The following is a 15,865-nucleotide window of genomic DNA, read 5'->3' as shown; positions in this document are numbered from 1 at the left end:
TCCGCGCGGCGTGCGCGGCAGACGGCGGATTGACGCTTACGGCGTGGCCACGTGCCACATGTCCTTGAAGTTGTCGCCGTTGCGATCGCCCTGTTTCATGTCCTTCGAGAAGAAGTACAGCGGCTTGCCCTTGTACGCCCATTGCGGGCTTCCGTCGTCGCGCTTGACGATCGTGTAGGGCCCGACCGGAACGTCGGTCGCACTGGCCTTGTAGGGTTGCCAGAAGGATTCGCACTGGCCCGTGCACGCGCTGGTGCCGGCGTTGGGCTTGTCCTTGTCGAACGTATAGACGGTCATCCCGTTCGCGGCGACGAGCGAACCGTTTTCGACTTTCGTGATCGAGCCTTGAGCCGACGCCGAAGCGGATGCAATGGCGAGCAGGGTGGAGCTGACGAGCAGCGCGGCTTTCATGAGGGCCTCCTGTAATCCGGTGGGCGGCCGCGATCGCGCACGGGCGAGCGTGCGTCGGGATCGCGATGAATGGTGCCGGAACGCGGTGCCGTCGCCGCCGGTGCGAGCGACGCAGGGTCGAATGGCGGCGAACGGAGCGCTCCATTCACGATAGGCGGTTTTTGGCGGGGCTGCGAGAACATCGGGGGCGCATCGGCCGCGCGTATGCGTCACGCAACGGGGGGCGATCGCCGCCATGCTCCACTCCGGTAATCGACATCCGTCCCCGAACGCGCGCCGCACGCACCCGTGCGTCAGCGTTTCGCGCGATTGGTCAGCGCGACGCCCGCGATCACGAGCGCGCCGCCGGCCAGCATCGACGGCGACAACGGCTCGCCGAGCAGCGCGACCGACAGCAGCACGCCGAACACGGGCACCAGGTTGGTGAACACGGCCGCGCGGGCCGGCCCGAGTTCTCGGATCCCTTGTGAATACCAGACGAATGCGACCACCGTGCCGATCGCGCCGAGGTAGAGCATCGACGCGATGGCCTGCCACGTCAGCGGCGTGCCGCCGCTCGCAGGCGCGCCGAACAGGTGCGCGACGATCAGCAGTGCGAGGCCCCACAACGCCGCATACGTCGTGGCTGCGAGCGGCGAGAGTCCGTCGAGCGCGCGCCGGCCGATCACCGTATAGGCGGCCCAGCTCAGCACGGCGCACAGCATGAAGCGTTCGCCGGCGCCGAACGTGTTGCCGAGATCGGTCAGCACGCGCAGCAGGTCGCCGCGGCTGATCACGACGAGCGCACCGAACAGCGCGACGGCGATGCCGGCCCAGCGCGACAGCGACAGGCGTTCCCCGCGCACGACGATCGACAGCAGCACGGCGGTGGCGACCGGATTCAGCGCGACGAACAGCGCGGTGCGCCCGGCCGGCATTCGCGCGAGCGCCGCGAAAAAGCACACGTTGTACAGGAAGATGCCGGTCGCACCGAGGCCGAACGTCGTCACGATCTGGCGGCCGCTCAGTTTCGGCAGTCCGCCTTCGATTCTCCACGTCAGCACGGCCAGCATCAGCGCGGCGATCGCGAAGCGGCCGGTGGCCGCCGAGGTCGCGGACATCGTCGCGGCGAGGATCCGGCCCGCGATGAAGGTCCCGCCCCAGAACAGCGCGACGAGCGTGAGCTTCACGTAGACGGCCGCGTGCGGCCGGGTGGCGACGAGGCTGGCGGGGGGAGCGGGAGCGTTCATGTGACGTGGGTTCTCGAAAGGAAAGCGCGTGCGGCCATGCGTGCGCGACCGCGCACGGCGGGCAATGCCGGGCCGGGGGAAGGCCGGGCAGCAGGCTGATTCAGGGGGATGGGACCGGGCGCGGCGCCGTCAGCGAAACACGGGCGCCGACGCGAGCGCGGTCAGCACGACCGGCATCGCGAGTGCCGCGGCGATCGTCTGGAACGCGGTGATGCCGGCCATCAGCGGCGCATCGCCGCCGAGCTGGCGCGCCATGATGTACGACGCCGACGACGTCGGCAGCGCCTGGAACAGCAGCGCGACCGTCAGCGCCGCGTCGCCGAGCCCGAAGACGCGACCGGCCGCGAGCGTGAGGAGCGGCATCGCCATGAACTTGAACGCCGACGCGATGCACACAGGCTGCAGCCACGCCCGCGCCGCATCGAATTTCAGCGCCGCGCCGACGCACAGCAGGCCGAGCGGCATCGATGCCGCGCCGAGCGCGCGCACGGCCGGCTCGACGGCCGCCGGGAACGCGACGCCGCCGGCCTGCATCGCGATCCCGAGTACGCACGCGACGACGAGCGGGTTCGACAGGATCTGCCGGGCGAGCGCGCCCGCGCCGAGCCGCATGTCGCCATAGCGCGCAAAGACCAGCACGCACATCAGGTTGACGGTCGGGACGATCGCCGCGACGCACACGGCCGCGAGCGCGATGCCTTTTGCGCCGAACAGCCCGGCGGCCAGCGCGGTGCCGACATAGTTGTTGAAGCGCACGGCGCCCTGGAACACCGACGTGAAGCCGGCGCCGTCGACCCGCACGAACGGGCGGACCAGCAGGAGAAGCGCCGCGGCGAGTGCGGTCGAACCGACCAGCGCTGCCGCGAGCGGTAAAACGGGCAGCGATTGCAGTCGCGCATTCGCGAGGCCGTCCGCGAACAGCGCGGGCAGCAGCACGTAGTAGCACAGCCGTTCGGCCTGCGGCCAGAACGCGTCGGCGATGAAGCCCGTACGCCGCAGGCCGTGGCCGAACGCGACCAGCAACGCGACCGGCGCCAGCGCGAGCAGGATCGGGCCGATCATCGGCGCGCCTTCACGCGGGTCGCGCGGGAACGGTGGCGAAACGAGGCGGGAATCCATCCGGCGGGCAACATGGCGACACGCAATCGAAAGAGTGACGATGCCGCCAAGTTAACACGCGCAAGCAACAGTAATAATTGTTAATTATCGGGTGTTCAATGAGAAATTCTCATCGATGACGCGGAGACTTCGGCGGCCAGTGCGCGGGCGAATCGTTCGGCCGGGCGCGACTGGTGTTCGAGCAGCACGACCGCGCGGCCCATCTGCGGCTGGCCGAACGGCAAGCGCGTGACGGGTGGCAGGCGCGCGAGCGTCGAATCGGGGAGCGCGACGATCGCCGCGCCGAGCCCGCGCGCCACCATGCGCGCGATCGTCTCCGCGCTGTCCAGCACCATCTCTTCACGCACGCGCACGCCGATGCGGCGCAGCTCGGCGGCGATCATGCGGCCGGCCCACGCCTGCGCATCGAAGCGGATGAACGGCAACGCGTCGAGCAGCGCGCCTGCGTCGCGTTCCGCATGGTCGGGCGGCGCGAGCAGCCAGAAGCGGTCCTCGTACAGCGTGGTCCACGTCAATTCGGCCGGATGCGGACGCACGGGGCGCGTCGTGATCGCCGCATCGAGTTCGCCGGCCGCGACGCGGTTCGCCAGCTCGGCCGACATGCCGGCCGATACGTGCACACGCAACGACGGATGGGCGGCACGCAGCGCGAGCAGCGCGTCGGGCAACGGGCCGGACAGCGCGGTCTGGATCGCGCCGATCCGCAGGCGGCCGACGAGCTTCTTCTCGTCGCTGAGCGCATCGGGAATCCGGTCGACCATCGCGAGCACCTGCTCGGCCTGCGCGAGCAGGATGTTGCCGGCTTCGGTCAGCACCGGCTGCCGGCGCGAGCGATCGAACAACTGCACGTTGTATTCGCTTTCGAGCGTCTTGATCTGCAGGCTCACCGCCGATTGCGTGAGGCCGATGGCTTCGCCGGCGCGCGCGAAAGTCCGGTATCGGGCGATGGCGACCAGCGTTCTGAATGCGCGTAGTGACATGGGCGAAGTGGCGTGAGCGGCAGGGCCGGCATGCGGATTGCTCGCGTGACGGGCCGCATGGAGGCGGTGAACTCGGCGGGATACGCAAGCGGACAAACCAGCCGGCAAGTTCGCGGACATCATGCCCGTGGCCGCCGAATCGGGCAACCGTGGCATCGCCGGCGTGGCACGGGCTGCCCGCGGCTACGCTTGTCGGGGTGGTTGCCGCCGCGCGTGTTCCGCCGCACTATCCGAAGCGATGCGAGCGACGCTTGCACCGATCGTTGAAGGAGGGCCCGACGATGCTGACGAATCCCGGCGACGTGGCGCGTGCGTGCTACCGCGCCTACGCCGACAAGGACCGCGATGCGATTGAAGCGCTGATTGCGCCGGACTTTCATTTCACGAGCCCGCTCGACAACCGGCTCGACCGCGACACTTATTTCGCGCGCTGCTGGCCGAACAGCGCGATGTTCACGGGCTTCGACTTCGTCGACGTCGTCGTGCACGGCGAGCACGTACTCGTCGTGTACGAGGCCGAGACGCGTGGCGGCAAGCGGTTCCGGAACGCGGAGCGGTTGCGTGTCCGCGATGGCCGGATCGTCGAGGCGGAAGTGTATTTCGGCTGGAATGTGCCGCACGATGCGCGTGACGGCGAGTTCGTCGAACCACGCGGTTGAGCGCGGGCTACACCCACAGCCGGTACATCCAGAACGATTCGTCGTCGATGAAGCGCTGCGTGAATTCGCTCGGCGAGAATCCCGTGACGCGCTTGACCCCGCGGCTCAGGTGCGCCTGGTCGGCGAATCCTTCGTCCAGCGCCAGCGTCGCCCAGTTGAATGCGGCACCGGCTTCGAACCGGTCGCGCGCCGCGAAGAACGCGCTCTCCGTCCTCACGAGCGCCTGCCATTCGCGCAGCGATCGGCCGCTGTAGGTCTTGATGCGCCGTTCGACCTGACGCGGGCTGTACGTGCCGCGCCATTCGCGCGCCTGCAGCTCGAGGCGCTCGACCCAGCAGCGCCCCGCGTTGCGGAGCGACGACAGCGCCGTCGCAGGCCGCAGCGCCTGCCAGCGCGGCGCGAGATGGCGATCGATCGCCGCCAGCACGTCGGCGTCGCGATCCGCGCCGATCAACGCATCGAGCAGCGGATGCCAGTCGTGGCCGAGGCACGCGTGTGCGTCGAGCACGCGCTCGTGGATGTCCGGCAGCGCGATGCCGAACAACGTCCGCGCGGCATCGGCGGTGAAACAGATCATGCCGATCAGCCCGCCCGTCGGCGCCCACGCGATGGTGGGGGCCGAGTGGCTGCCCGATAGCGTCGCCGCCGCGCCGAAGGGGCGCCATCGCGGGCCGTCCGGTGCGGATTCGATGAAACCCACGTCGAGATCGCGGTACCACGACACGCAGACGAGCGGCGTGGCCGGAAAGTGCGAAAGCCGTTGCGCGTCGCCCAACACGACGCCGCGCGTGTCGCACAGGACGATCGCGACCACCGCGCCCTGCAGCGCGGCCGGTGCGGGATGCAGCCGCGCATGCGGCGACCGCCCGCTGCCCGCCACGCGGGGGGCGCGGGCAAGCGGATCGGGACATGACGGCGGAATCGATGGCGGGCCGGAGAACATGACGCCGCAGTATAGGGACCGGCCTGATGCGTGTCGATGTCGTTTGCGTTCAAGACCGCCGGCGCGCCGATGTGGAGAATCCGGCGCATGAACACACGATCCTCTTCCCAATGTCCCTTCCACGCGGGTGCCGCTGCGCCGGCGCCCGTGCTTCACCCGCCCGGCGCATGGCCGCCGGGGCCGCCCGCCGGCCTGACGGGTTGGGGGTTGCTGCGCACGATGTCGCGCGACCTGATCGGCACGCTTGGCGGCTGGCAGCGCACCTACGGCGACGTCGTTCACTTGCGCGTGTGGCCCGAGCATGCCGTGGCCGTGACCGATCCGGCGCTCGTGCGCGAGCTGCTGGTCACGCATCACGATGCGCTCGGGCGCTGGGAGCGCGCCACCCGTGTATTCGGGGAGGTCCACGGCCACAGCGTGCTGGTCGCGGAAGGCGACGCGTGGCGCGACCAGCGGCAGGCCCTGCAGCCGAATTTCATGCCGAAACCGGTTCAGTCGTTCGTGCCGGCGATCGCGGCGACGGCCGGTCACGCGCTCGCGCAATGGCCGGCGCGCGATCCGGACTGGCCGATCGAAAGCGCGCTGACGTCGCTGACCATGGACGTGATCATGCGCACGATGTTCTCCGACACGATCGGCGACGATGCGCGCGCGGCCGAGGAGGCGGTGCGCGTGGTGAGCGCCGCGGCCAACGCGGCGTTCTACCAGCCGGTGAACACGCCGAACTGGGTGCCGTGGAAGCACCGCACGGCACGCGCGATGGCGGTGCTGAAAGGGCTCATCGACCGGCAACTGCATGCGCGTCTCGACCGGCCCGAGCATGCGTGGCCCGACGATCTGCTGTCGCGCCTGTTGCGGCTGCATCGGGCGGATGCGCGGAAATGGCCGTTGCAGGCCGTGCACGACGAATGTGTGACGGCGTTCCTGGCTGGCCACGAGACGACCGCCGGGGCGCTGACCTGGTGGGCGTGGTGCATGGCCGCGAATCCGGCCGTGCAAGCCGCCGCGCGCGACGAGGTGTCCCGCGTGCTGGGCGGTCGCGCGCCGTCCGCGGAGACGCGCTCGTCGTTGCGCTACCTGTCGCAGACACTCGACGAAACGCTGCGCCTGTATCCGTCCGCGCCGATCCTGATCAGCCGTCGCGCATCGCGGCCGATCGCGCTGGGCGCGTGGCAGTTTCCCGCGCGCACGCTGTTCATGCTGCCGCTGCAACTGATGCAGCGCGATCCGCGATGGTTCCCGGAACCCGATACGTTCCGCCCGGAGCGCTTCGCCGACGATGCGCCGGCGCTGCCGCGCGGCGCGTACATGCCGTTCGGCACCGGCCCGCGCGTGTGCCTCGGCCAGCATCTGGCGATGACGGAGATGACGGTCGTGGCCGCAATGGTGCTGCAGCGCTACGTGTTGTCGGTGCCACCTGGCATGACGCCACCGCGCGAGGTGTTGAACGTCACGCTGCGGCCGCAGCAGGCGTTGCATCTGGCGATCGCGCCGACGGGGCTGGCGGCCGATGAGGTCTCCGAATGATGGAGGCATGAACGGTCGATTCGATCCAGCCTGCATCGCGCGGGCGATTGCCGTTCGCGCGATGCGGCGTCATCGAATCGTCGGAATGTGAATGTGCGCCGGCAAACGCTTTCGGTGCCACTCGCGCAGCACCTATGCTTGAAGGACCCACGCCGGGCGGAGCCCAAGGAGAATGGTCATGCGCATGCTTCTCAACATACGAATCCCTCACGAGCCGTTCAACACGCTGGTGCGCGACGGCAGCGTCGGCGACGTGATCTCGCGAATACTCGAAGCGGTCAAGCCGGAGGCCGTGTATTTCACGGAGCAGAACGGCGGGCGCGGGGCGGTCGTGATCGTCAATCTGGATGATCCGTCGCAGATCCCGGCGCTCGCGGAGCCGTGGTTCCTGATGTTGAATGCAGACTGCGAGTTCCGCGTGGTGATGTTGCCGGACGATCTCCGCAACGCCGGGCTCGCGCAAATCGGCGCGAAGTGGAAGTAGCGCGAAGCAGCGCATGTCCGTGCTCCCGCTCGACAACCGGGCGGGACGCATGGTGCGGCGCTCGCGCGCCGACTATCGCGCAGGCTGCGACGGCTCGATGTTCGATGCCTGCGTGTCTTTCGGCCGCAGCAGCAACAGCAGCCCGCACAGTGCCGCCGCGACGACGAACACGAAAAAGAACCGTTCGTTCCATTGATACTCGCTGGCGGACGCCGTGCCGCCGTGATTCCCGGCCGTGGCACCGATTTCCAGCAGGAACGTGAAGACCGCCGGTACCGGCGCGGAGCCCAGGTAGGCCAGGAACGCGAATTGCAGCCGGCCGCGGGTCAGGATCGACCATACGTTCTTGCCCATCAGGCAGGCGACCAGCACCACGGGCGGCACGAGCACGAGCGATGCGGCGCTGATCGCGCACAGAAACAGCCAGCCAATTCCAATGATCGGAATGAGTGACATGAGTCGGGATTCCTGTTTTCGGGCAATCGTGTTGTCGATCGGGCGTCCGCATCGGCGTCAGCAAACGACCCAGGCATGCGGCACTTGACGGATAGTGCCCGATTCCGCGCCCGTTGCCATCCGTGCCGATCGAGACGGTCGAGGCGATCACCCGGCCGCATCTTCCCCCAGCGCCTGGATGAATCGCGAAAACAGCTCGGGCTGCGACGAAATCCCGAGCTTCGCGTACAGATGGCGCCGATGCACCTTCACCGTTTCGGGTGAGATGGCCAGCCGCTCGGCGATTGCCTTCGACGAATTGCCGCGCAGCACCATTCGCGCGATCGACATTTCGCGGTCGGTCAGCACACCCGCGCCGAAACGTGCGAGCGCCTGCTCGACGCGCGCGCCGAGATCGGCATCGGGCGTCATGCGAGCGGCGTCGCCTACCAGCCGCCAGTGTTGCCGCATCGCCGCGAGCACCCAAGGCATCGCGGCCGTCAGCTTGCCGAGCGGCTCGACGTCGAAGCGCGCGGTCGCACCGAGCGACAGCGACAGCAGCGTGTCGGCGTTCGGCCGCACGAGGATCTGGATCTCGTCGTCGCCGACCGCGTCGCGGAAGTAGCTGAGGAAATATTCGCTCTGCCGGAACAGGTCGGGCGCGACTTCCTCGAGCCGGTAGCAGCCGTCGGCGAGCCCGTCGTGCGCGGCCTGCAGGAACGGGTCGAGCAGATACACGCCGTTCAGGTAGAGCGGCACGGGCGACGCTGCGTCGGTGCCGCCCGTGTCGTATTCGTCGAGCACGAGCGGCACGCCGTCGCGGCTGACCGCGGTCGCGAGCGCGTTGTCGAACGGCACCATTTCATTGAGCAGCAGCACCAGGAACCGCCAGAAGCGCGGCTGGCCGAGATGATCGATTGCGCGGCCAAGCGCCTGATGCATCGCGATTTCGGAAAAGAGACGATCCATACCACCACCGGAAAGGCGTAACACGAAGGGGGAATAGCGGTCCTGAAATTGGCTTCCTAGACTGCCACGCAATCAATCGGGCCCGAGTATGGGTGTTCAAAAAAGAGCAGGATAGGAGCACAGGAGAACGAAATGGCGATGATGTCGGAATCGACGGGTACCGTGCAAGCGGCGCCTGCCACGGAGGACGCGCCGCGCGCGTTGTCGCAGACGCTCAGCGTGCGCGACGCGGTGATGATCACCGTATCGGGCGTGACGCCTGCAAGCTCGATCTTCGTGATCGCGCCGTTCGCAATCCAGCAGGCGGGCAGCGGCGCCGTGCTGTCGTTCGTGCTCGGCGGCGTGCTGGCACTTGCATTTGCGCTTTGCTACGCGGAGCTCAGCGCCGCACACCGCAGCGCGGGCGGCGAATACGTGATGGCCAAGCGCGTGTTCGGCACGCTGCCCGGCTACCTGACCTTCATCACGGTGCTGTCCGTCAGCGTGTTCATTCCGGCCGTGCTCGCGAGCGGCGCCGCGCCATATCTGAACAACGCGCTCGGCACGCACTTCAGCAACCAGTCGGTCGCGCTGACGATCGTACTGCTCAGCTATCTGCTCGGCATGCTGAACATCAAGACGAACGCGTGGATCACCGGTGCGTTCCTCGTCGTCGAGATCGGCGTGCTGATGTTGATCGCAGGGCTCGGCTTCGGTTCGCCGCACCGCGGCGCCGACGTGCTGATCGCGCCGGTCGTCGCGAGCGGCAACGCGCTCGTGCCGGCGACGCTCGCGGCCATCGTGCCGGCGATCGGCACCGCGATCTTCTGCTACAACGGCTTCGGCTCGGCCGCGTATCTCGCGGAAGACCTGCGCGGCGGCAACCGAAACGTCGCGAAGGCGGTGATCTATTCGCTGCTCGTGATCCTCGTCGTCGAACTGGTGCCGCTCACCGCGATCGTGCTCGGCGCACCGTCGCTGACGGAACTGACGAAGAGTGCCGACCCGATCGGCTACGTGGTGCGCTCGCTGAGCAACCCGACCGTGTCGCGCGTGGTCAGCGGCGGGATCTTCCTGTCGGTGTTCAACGCGATCATCGCGATCGTGATCACGATGGGCCGCCTGCTGTACAGCAGCGGACGGCACGCGCTCTGGTCGCGCACTTGCAACCGCGCGTTCTCGACGATCCATCCGCGCCTCGAATCGCCGTGGCTGGCGACGATCGCGCTGGCGGTGCCGTCGGCGGGGCTCGTGTTCGTGTCGAGCCTCGACGAGCTGACCGCGTTCACGGTCGACCTGCTGCTGCTGATCTACCTGGTCGTCGGGCTGGCCGCGCTCGCGAGCCGTTTCGTGCGTCGCGATGTCGAGCATCATTACCGGATGCCCCTGTGGCCCGTGACGCCGCTCGTCGCGGTGGTGGGCGCAGCCTACACGCTGTACACGACGCTGGCGACGGCAACGAAATCGACCGACCTCATCATCATCGCGGGGCTGCTGGTCGCCGCACTCGTGATGTACGGGGTGTGGGCGCGCCACAGCGAAGCGTTCCGCGCGCTCTGAGCACCGGACCGACACCTTGCAACATCGATATACCGAACCACTGAAAGACTGGAGGAACTGCATCATGCGCACGAGGGATCTCGGCATCCGCATCGGACTCGGCACGCCGGGCCGCTTCAACGCGATCACGGACGTACCGGGCGTGCGGGTCGGACATTGCACGCTGAACGTCGAGAACGGCGACGCATCGATCCGCACCGGCGTGACCGTCATCGAGCCGCGCGCGGGCGCCGCGCACGATTCGCTGTGCTTCGCGGGCGTGCACGTGCTGAACGGCAACGGCGACGCGACGGGGCTTGAATGGATCCGCGAAGCCGGCCTGTTGACGACGCCGATCGCCTATACGAACACGCACAGCGTCGGCGCGGTGCGCGACGCGCTCGTCGCGAACGAGCGCGAAGCGGCGGCCGGCCGCGTGTACTGGTGCATGCCGGTCGTGATGGAAACCTACGACGGGCTGCTGAACGACATCTGGGGGCAGCACGTGAGTGCCGCGCACGTGCAGCGCGCGCTGGCTGCCGCGCAGTCGGGGCCGGTTGCGGAAGGCGGTGTCGGCGGCGGCACGGGCATGATCTGCCACGAGTTCAAGGGTGGCATCGGCACCGCGTCGCGCGTGCTCGCGGCAGATGCGGGTGGCTGGACCGTCGGCGCACTCGTCCAGGCGAACTACGGTGTGCGCGAGATGCTGCGCGTCGCCGGCTACCCGGTCGGTGAAGTGCTGCGTGATGTGCATTCGCCGTTCCGCGCGCCTGAAGCGAAGGGCGAGGCCGGCATGGGCTCGATCGTCGTGACGATCGCGACCGATGCGCCGCTTCTGCCGCATCAATGCACGCGCCTCGCGCAGCGCGCGAGCGTCGGGCTCGCACGTGTGGGCGGCGGCACCGAGGATTCGAGCGGCGACATCTTCCTGGCGTTTGCAACCGGCAACGACGGCCTGCCGGCGGCGAACTACGGCAGCAAGGGCGCGCCGACCACCGGCGTGCAGATGGTCAACAACGACCATATTTCCGCGCTGTTCGTCGCGGCGGCGGAAGCGGTGGAGGAAGCAATCGTGAATGCGCTGGTCGCGGGCGGCGACGTCGAATCGCGCGGTGCGCGGGTCGAAGGGCTCGGGCAGGCGCGCCTGCTGGATGCGTTGCGCGAAGTGGGGTGGCGGCCGGGGCGCGGCGCCTGAAACGGCAAGCGCCGCTTCAAATGAAGCGGCGTGGAACGCGGCGGCGATGCGGCGATCGGTCGGGCCGCGATCGGTCGGGCCGCCGTCCGCCCGCGCATGCGATGCATGCAGTGCGGGCGATGCGTGCCTGGCCGTGACGACGCGGCGTCATGCTCAGCTGCCGAAGTAGATGTTGCAGAAGCTGACCGGGCCGACACAGGCGTTCGGGTCTTCCTGCTTCGATTGCGAACGATCGACGCGGCCCGCGGCCTTGACGGCTTCGGCGCGATTCGCCTGTTGCGGTGCGGCGTCTGCCGGTGCCGGCTGTGCGTGGGCGACAGCAGCGGTGAGCGACAGAGCAACGAGGGCGAGGTGAAGCGGCTTCATTTTGGTTTCTCCTGGGTGAGTGCCAGTCTCGCTGGCAGTGAGGAAACTATAGGCTCGCACTGCTTAAAGATTAATCACCGAGGCTGTAGAGCTTATTTCCATCCGGAACAAGGATCCCGTTGCGCCCGCACCGATTCTCAATGGCGGTGCCGGTTGAACGGCGCATCCTTGTCCAGCAGCGCGCTGCGCATGAAATGCAGGCAACCGACGATCCGCTGTATGCTCCGGCGCGCATCGGGCACCGCGTACCACGCCTGCAGCGTGTGCTGCGCCGCGCGGATCGCGAGATTCACCGATTTCAGCGTGCGTGCGTGATGGCCGGGCGTCGGATCGTCGAAGAAGCGCGGCAGCTCGTGCAGCACTGCATCGATCGAGGCAGTCCAGCGCAGCGTCTGCGGCGGTTTCGATGCACTGAACGCATCCAGTTCGTCGCGCAGGTCGATCACCGCATGGCCGACCTCGAGTGTCGACAGCATCCAGCGCATGGCGTCGCGGTGCTGCCGCGTGCGCCGCACGAGCAGCGTGCGCAGTTGCGCCATCAAGTCGTGCGTACTCGACTGGAAACGCTGCGCGAGGCCGTCCGGCGCGCCTTCGCACGCGAGCGTGACCTGGCGGCGCAAGTCGTGCGCGATGCGGCCCGTGAGCCACGGCATGTGAGTGGGGAATACGACCGCGAACACGAGCGAGCACGCGAGCATCGCGACGACGATCGCCAGCCCGTTGTTGATCAGCACTTCGGGCGTATACGCGATCGCGTTGTCGGGGCCGGCGAGCAGGCAGAAGAACACCGCGAAGCCGATCCCGTAGCCGGACAGGCCGGGCCGCATGGCAAGGAAGGCACCGAGGCCGAGTACCGGCGCGAGTGTCGCGCACAGCAGCGGAAAGCCGTCGATGTTCGGATACACGTAGCACAGGAACACGTAGCCGACGGCGGTCGCGAACGCCGCGCCGACGCTCATCTGCGCGACGAACTTCGGCGCGCGCGGCGACGTCGAGCTGAGGGCGCACGCGATCGCGGTGGCGATCACGGCGAGCGGGCCGCTTGGCCATTCCGACGCGATCCAGAACGCGCTCATCGCGCCGACGGCGACGATCGTGCGCAGGAACGCGAAGCCGACGAAGAACGAATTGGTCTTCACCGCGTAATGCGTGACGGAGCGCTCGAACGCATGATCGTCCTGGTCGAGCGACGCGTACGTATCGGCGTAGCCGAGGTACTCGCCGATGAAGCGGTACAGCAGTTCGATCGCGGTGTCGAAGTCGAGCAGGCCGCCGGCCGCATGCGCTTCGACGCTTCGCCGCGACGCACGGGCGGCTTTCGGCAACGCGCTGTGGAAACGGCGCAGCTCGAGCAGCGCACCGGTGGCCGGCGTGACGCCGTGCTGCCGCTCGTCGCGCAGTGCCGCGAATCGCAGCGCGAGCGCGTCGACATGCGGTGCGAGCGCATCGAGCACCGCGTCCGAATGGTTCGCGCGCAGGCGTTTGACGAGCTGGTGCAGCGCATGGAGCCGCGTGCACGCATTCATGAACTCGCTGTTCAGCCGTGCGAGCCGGCGGCTGCGCGCGCGAATGTGGGGATCCTCGAACGACGCGAACGCGCGGTTGGCCTCGAAGCCGACGATGTCGTCGACGAAATCGGCGAAGCGCCGCTCGAAATCGCCGCGCGCGACGTCGCCCGCGAGCGCACCGGCCGTGAACGCCGCGAACGTCGCGTGGCGGGTGCCCAGCGAGCGCATCAGCGCCTTCGCGGAACTGAGCGGCAGGATCAGCGCGCTGACCGCGCCCGAGCAGGCGATTCCGAGCGCGACTTCCGCGGCGCGCGTGAGCGCGGACTGGAACAGCGTCTGCGGCGTCATCACGGCCGGCAAGCCGATCAGCGCCGCCGTATAGCCGGCGAGCACGAAGCCGTACCAGCGGAAATGGCGGTTGCGCACCGCGAGCGCGATGCAGGTGCCGATCCACAGCGTGATGCCGGCCATGTACAGCTCGGGCTGCTGCGCGAACAACCCGCCGAGCGCGAGCGCGGCGACGAGGCCGGCCGCCGTGCCGAGCACGCGGTAGAAACTCTTCGCGAACACCATCCCCGACAGCGGCTGCATCAGCACGAACACGGTCGTCATCGCCGTGCGCGGCTGCGACATCTCGAGACGCATCGCGATGCCCATCGCGAGCAGCGCCGCGAGCACGGTTTTCGCGAGATGCAGCCAGATCAGCCCGTCGCTCGCGGCCCAGTCGCGCGCCGCGTCGCCGAGCGGATCGAGCCATGTCCTCCATCGTGCCGGTTCGATGGAAGGTCGCTCGATCGCAGGTTGTGGCTTCATGAAAAGAGGGGGCCGGTACGGGGCCGGGCACGGTGCCGCGGCGCATCCGAACGGGTCCGTTCGACTGGTGAGGCGCCGATTGTAGGAGCGCGGCGCCCGCGCATTAACGCAGCTGCGGGGAAACGATAGTTGCAGCCGGAGTAACAATCTGTCGCATCCAGTGGAGGAAAATAGCGGTTCCGCTACAGGTTGCTCACAGGAATGGATACCCTACAAAACATGCGGGTGTTTTCGCGCGTCGTCGAGACGGGCAGCTTCACTGCTGCTGCGCAATCGCTGAATTCGACGACGGGCGCGATGTCGCGCGCGGTGTCGGAACTCGAGGCGCGACTGCGCACCCGTCTGATGAATCGCTCGACCCGCCGTCTCGCGCTCACGTCCGCCGGCGAAAGCTATCTGCGGCGCTGCCGCCAGATCCTCGCCGACGTCGACCGCGCGGAAGAAGAGGCGAGTTGCGCGCACGAACGGCCGGCTGGCGTGTTGCGCATGCACAGTTTCGCGAGCGTCGGGCATCACTATGTGCTGCCCGCGCTGACGCGCTATCACGCGCAGTTCCCGGACGTGTCGATCGAGCTGTCGCTGTCGCAGCGCATGCCCGACCTGTTCGACGGCACGAGCGACATGGCCGTCGTGACCGCGTCGTCGCTGCCCGATTCGGAACTCGTGTCGCACCTGCTGGGCTCGACGTTCAGCATCCTGTGCGCGTCGCCCGACTATGTGAAACGGCACGGCGTGCCGGCCCGTCCGCAGGATCTCGCCGCGCACGCGTGCCTGACGCTGTGTACGCCCGCGTTCCCGACGCACGAGTGGGTGCTCGAAGGGCCCGAGGGTGTCGAGCAGATCCATGTCGCGGGGCCTGTGCAGACCAATACGGCCGAATCGCTGGCGCTCGCGATCCGCGACGGCATCGGGATCGGCATGCTGCCGCTGTACTCCGCGATCGACGCGTTGCGCGATGGCACGCTCGTGCGCGTGCTGCCCGCGCACATCCTGCAGAAGATGAACGTGTACGCGCTGTATCCGTCGCGCCGCTTCGTCGATGCGAAGGTGCGGACCTGGGTCGAGATGTTGCGTGCCCAGGTGCCGGGAATGATCGCGCGCGATGTCGAGATGCTGAACGCGATCGACCGCGAACCGCAGGCTGCCTGAACGCCAGGCGCTGCCTGGCGCGTCGTTTCTTGTCCGGCTTCTTCATGCACGAGCGATACACGCCTTGCCCACGGAATATCCTTCACGCGGGCGAGGCGTTTCGTCATGCCGTCACAGCGAGGGCTTCGCGGCCGCACCCGATTCGGTTGCCGGCTGGCCGGCCGGGCCGTACGCGGCCTGCGCCGCCTTGTGCTCGGCAAGCCGCTTCGCCTGCAGCCGTTGCTGCGCGGCCATGATGTCCTCCGGATAGTTGTCGGCTTCACCGCGCGCCGGGTTGTAGCCGACCGACTCCAGATCGATCAGTTCCTGCAGCACCTGCGCGCGCGTGACGGGCGACGTGGCCGACTGGGCGAACGACAGGGCCGGTGCGGCAAGCAGGACGGCAGCGGCGGCGGTAACGGCGAGCGATTTCACGAGGTTCTCCTGAATACGGGGTGGGTGGCCGGATCGATGCGCGACGCATGACCCGAGCTTCGACGCCAGTCTACGTAGCGGCTGCACGTACAAAAACCCCGATTCCCGGCAGGCTGCCTTCCAGATGGAACAACATTGGCGCGTCG

General features: G+C 68.2%; 16 protein-coding genes. 6 read left to right on the top strand and 10 right to left on the bottom strand.

The window, feature by feature from the left end; genetic code table 11:
- Positions 1-36: 36 nt before the first annotated feature.
- From U5809_RS22525 to U5809_RS22510, 4 genes are all read right to left on the bottom strand, one after another.
- Positions 37-411: a hypothetical protein gene (locus tag U5809_RS22525; RefSeq protein WP_322088180.1), complete on the bottom strand. Its 375-nt coding sequence runs from the start codon at positions 409-411 to the stop codon at positions 37-39.
- 293 nt (positions 412-704) lie between these two features.
- Positions 705-1,640 (bottom strand): DMT family transporter, encoded by a 936-nt coding sequence (locus U5809_RS22520; RefSeq protein WP_322088179.1) that lies wholly within the window; start codon positions 1,638-1,640, stop codon positions 705-707.
- A gap of 129 nt (positions 1,641-1,769) precedes the next feature.
- Complete coding sequence (locus U5809_RS22515; RefSeq protein WP_322088178.1) at positions 1,770-2,702, bottom strand: AEC family transporter; 933 nt, start codon at positions 2,700-2,702, stop codon at positions 1,770-1,772.
- Positions 2,703-2,854: 152 nt separating this feature from the next.
- The gene (locus tag U5809_RS22510) at positions 2,855-3,739 is read right to left on the bottom strand and encodes a LysR family transcriptional regulator (protein ID WP_322088177.1); all 885 of its coding nucleotides are present in this window, start codon (positions 3,737-3,739) and stop codon (positions 2,855-2,857) included.
- A 281-nt stretch (positions 3,740-4,020) separates the two neighbouring features.
- On the opposite strand from U5809_RS22510, the gene U5809_RS22505 reads away from it, so the two are divergent.
- Positions 4,021-4,398 (top strand): nuclear transport factor 2 family protein, encoded by a 378-nt coding sequence (locus tag U5809_RS22505; protein WP_322088176.1) that lies wholly within the window; start codon positions 4,021-4,023, stop codon positions 4,396-4,398.
- Between the two features lie 7 nt (positions 4,399-4,405).
- Here the strand turns inward: U5809_RS22505 and U5809_RS22500 are convergent, their stop codons facing one another.
- Complete coding sequence (locus tag U5809_RS22500; protein WP_322088175.1) at positions 4,406-5,341, bottom strand: helix-turn-helix domain-containing protein; 936 nt, start codon at positions 5,339-5,341, stop codon at positions 4,406-4,408.
- An 87-nt stretch (positions 5,342-5,428) separates the two neighbouring features.
- Here U5809_RS22500 and U5809_RS22495 point away from each other — a divergent pair, with 87 nt between their 5' ends.
- Complete coding sequence (locus U5809_RS22495) at positions 5,429-6,868, top strand: cytochrome P450 (RefSeq protein WP_322088174.1); 1,440 nt, start codon at positions 5,429-5,431, stop codon at positions 6,866-6,868.
- Between the two features lie 178 nt (positions 6,869-7,046).
- Positions 7,047-7,352: a panthothenate synthetase gene (locus tag U5809_RS22490; protein WP_282511359.1), complete on the top strand. Its 306-nt coding sequence runs from the start codon at positions 7,047-7,049 to the stop codon at positions 7,350-7,352.
- Between the two features lie 72 nt (positions 7,353-7,424).
- Here U5809_RS22490 and U5809_RS22485 read toward each other — a convergent pair whose 3' ends face one another.
- Positions 7,425-7,808, bottom strand: coding sequence for a hypothetical protein (locus U5809_RS22485; RefSeq protein WP_322088173.1), 384 nt, complete (start codon positions 7,806-7,808; stop codon positions 7,425-7,427).
- A 147-nt stretch (positions 7,809-7,955) separates the two neighbouring features.
- Positions 7,956-8,756, bottom strand: a complete 801-nt coding sequence (locus U5809_RS22480) for a helix-turn-helix transcriptional regulator (protein ID WP_322088172.1) — start codon at positions 8,754-8,756, stop codon at positions 7,956-7,958.
- A 132-nt stretch (positions 8,757-8,888) separates the two neighbouring features.
- On the opposite strand from U5809_RS22480, the gene U5809_RS22475 reads away from it, so the two are divergent.
- Together U5809_RS22475 and U5809_RS22470 are read left to right on the top strand one after the other, a co-directional pair.
- Positions 8,889-10,295 (top strand): APC family permease, encoded by a 1,407-nt coding sequence (locus U5809_RS22475; RefSeq protein ID WP_322088171.1) that lies wholly within the window; start codon positions 8,889-8,891, stop codon positions 10,293-10,295.
- A 64-nt stretch (positions 10,296-10,359) separates the two neighbouring features.
- On the top strand, positions 10,360-11,469 hold the full coding sequence (locus U5809_RS22470; RefSeq protein WP_322088170.1) for a P1 family peptidase: 1,110 nt from the start codon (positions 10,360-10,362) through the stop codon (positions 11,467-11,469).
- A 153-nt stretch (positions 11,470-11,622) separates the two neighbouring features.
- Here U5809_RS22470 and U5809_RS22465 read toward each other — a convergent pair whose 3' ends face one another.
- Positions 11,623-11,835 (bottom strand): hypothetical protein, encoded by a 213-nt coding sequence (locus U5809_RS22465; RefSeq protein WP_034191451.1) that lies wholly within the window; start codon positions 11,833-11,835, stop codon positions 11,623-11,625.
- A gap of 137 nt (positions 11,836-11,972) precedes the next feature.
- Positions 11,973-14,156, bottom strand: coding sequence for an FUSC family protein (locus tag U5809_RS22460; protein ID WP_322088169.1), 2,184 nt, complete (start codon positions 14,154-14,156; stop codon positions 11,973-11,975).
- A 201-nt stretch (positions 14,157-14,357) separates the two neighbouring features.
- On the opposite strand from U5809_RS22460, the gene U5809_RS22455 reads away from it, so the two are divergent.
- The gene (locus tag U5809_RS22455) at positions 14,358-15,305 is read left to right on the top strand and encodes a LysR family transcriptional regulator (protein ID WP_176045320.1); all 948 of its coding nucleotides are present in this window, start codon (positions 14,358-14,360) and stop codon (positions 15,303-15,305) included.
- A gap of 111 nt (positions 15,306-15,416) precedes the next feature.
- On the opposite strand, the gene U5809_RS22450 is transcribed toward U5809_RS22455, so the two are convergent.
- On the bottom strand, positions 15,417-15,719 hold the full coding sequence (locus tag U5809_RS22450) for a DUF4148 domain-containing protein (protein WP_322088168.1): 303 nt from the start codon (positions 15,717-15,719) through the stop codon (positions 15,417-15,419).
- Positions 15,720-15,865: the final 146 nt, after the last annotated feature.

Source organism: Burkholderia sp. BCC1999 (genome assembly GCF_905339975.1).
Classification (GTDB): Bacteria; Pseudomonadota; Gammaproteobacteria; order Burkholderiales; family Burkholderiaceae; genus Burkholderia.
The sequence above is the reverse complement of the archived record's forward strand: the minus strand, read 5'-3'. Positions and strand labels throughout refer to the sequence as shown.

Excerpts from the sequence above, each read along its gene's own strand:
- U5809_RS22465 (WP_034191451.1), bottom strand. The coding sequence starts at position 11,835 with ATGAAGCCGCTTCACCTCGCCCTCGTTGCTCTGTCGCTCACCGCTGCT.
- U5809_RS22470 (WP_322088170.1), top strand. The coding sequence starts at position 10,360 with ATGCGCACGAGGGATCTCGGCATCCGCATCGGACTCGGCACGCCGGGC.
- U5809_RS22455 (WP_176045320.1), top strand. The coding sequence starts at position 14,358 with ATGGATACCCTACAAAACATGCGGGTGTTTTCGCGCGTCGTCGAGACG.
- U5809_RS22460 (WP_322088169.1), bottom strand. The coding sequence starts at position 14,156 with ATGAAGCCACAACCTGCGATCGAGCGACCTTCCATCGAACCGGCACGA.
- U5809_RS22490 (WP_282511359.1), top strand. The coding sequence starts at position 7,047 with ATGCGCATGCTTCTCAACATACGAATCCCTCACGAGCCGTTCAACACG.
- U5809_RS22510 (WP_322088177.1), bottom strand. The coding sequence starts at position 3,739 with ATGTCACTACGCGCATTCAGAACGCTGGTCGCCATCGCCCGATACCGG.
- U5809_RS22500 (WP_322088175.1), bottom strand. The coding sequence starts at position 5,341 with ATGTTCTCCGGCCCGCCATCGATTCCGCCGTCATGTCCCGATCCGCTT.
- U5809_RS22495 (WP_322088174.1), top strand. The coding sequence starts at position 5,429 with ATGAACACACGATCCTCTTCCCAATGTCCCTTCCACGCGGGTGCCGCT.
- U5809_RS22520 (WP_322088179.1), bottom strand. The coding sequence starts at position 1,640 with ATGAACGCTCCCGCTCCCCCCGCCAGCCTCGTCGCCACCCGGCCGCAC.
- U5809_RS22515 (WP_322088178.1), bottom strand. The coding sequence starts at position 2,702 with ATGATCGGCCCGATCCTGCTCGCGCTGGCGCCGGTCGCGTTGCTGGTC.
- U5809_RS22505 (WP_322088176.1), top strand. The coding sequence starts at position 4,021 with ATGCTGACGAATCCCGGCGACGTGGCGCGTGCGTGCTACCGCGCCTAC.
- U5809_RS22480 (WP_322088172.1), bottom strand. The coding sequence starts at position 8,756 with ATGGATCGTCTCTTTTCCGAAATCGCGATGCATCAGGCGCTTGGCCGC.
- U5809_RS22525 (WP_322088180.1), bottom strand. The coding sequence starts at position 411 with ATGAAAGCCGCGCTGCTCGTCAGCTCCACCCTGCTCGCCATTGCATCC.
- U5809_RS22485 (WP_322088173.1), bottom strand. The coding sequence starts at position 7,808 with ATGTCACTCATTCCGATCATTGGAATTGGCTGGCTGTTTCTGTGCGCG.
- U5809_RS22475 (WP_322088171.1), top strand. The coding sequence starts at position 8,889 with ATGGCGATGATGTCGGAATCGACGGGTACCGTGCAAGCGGCGCCTGCC.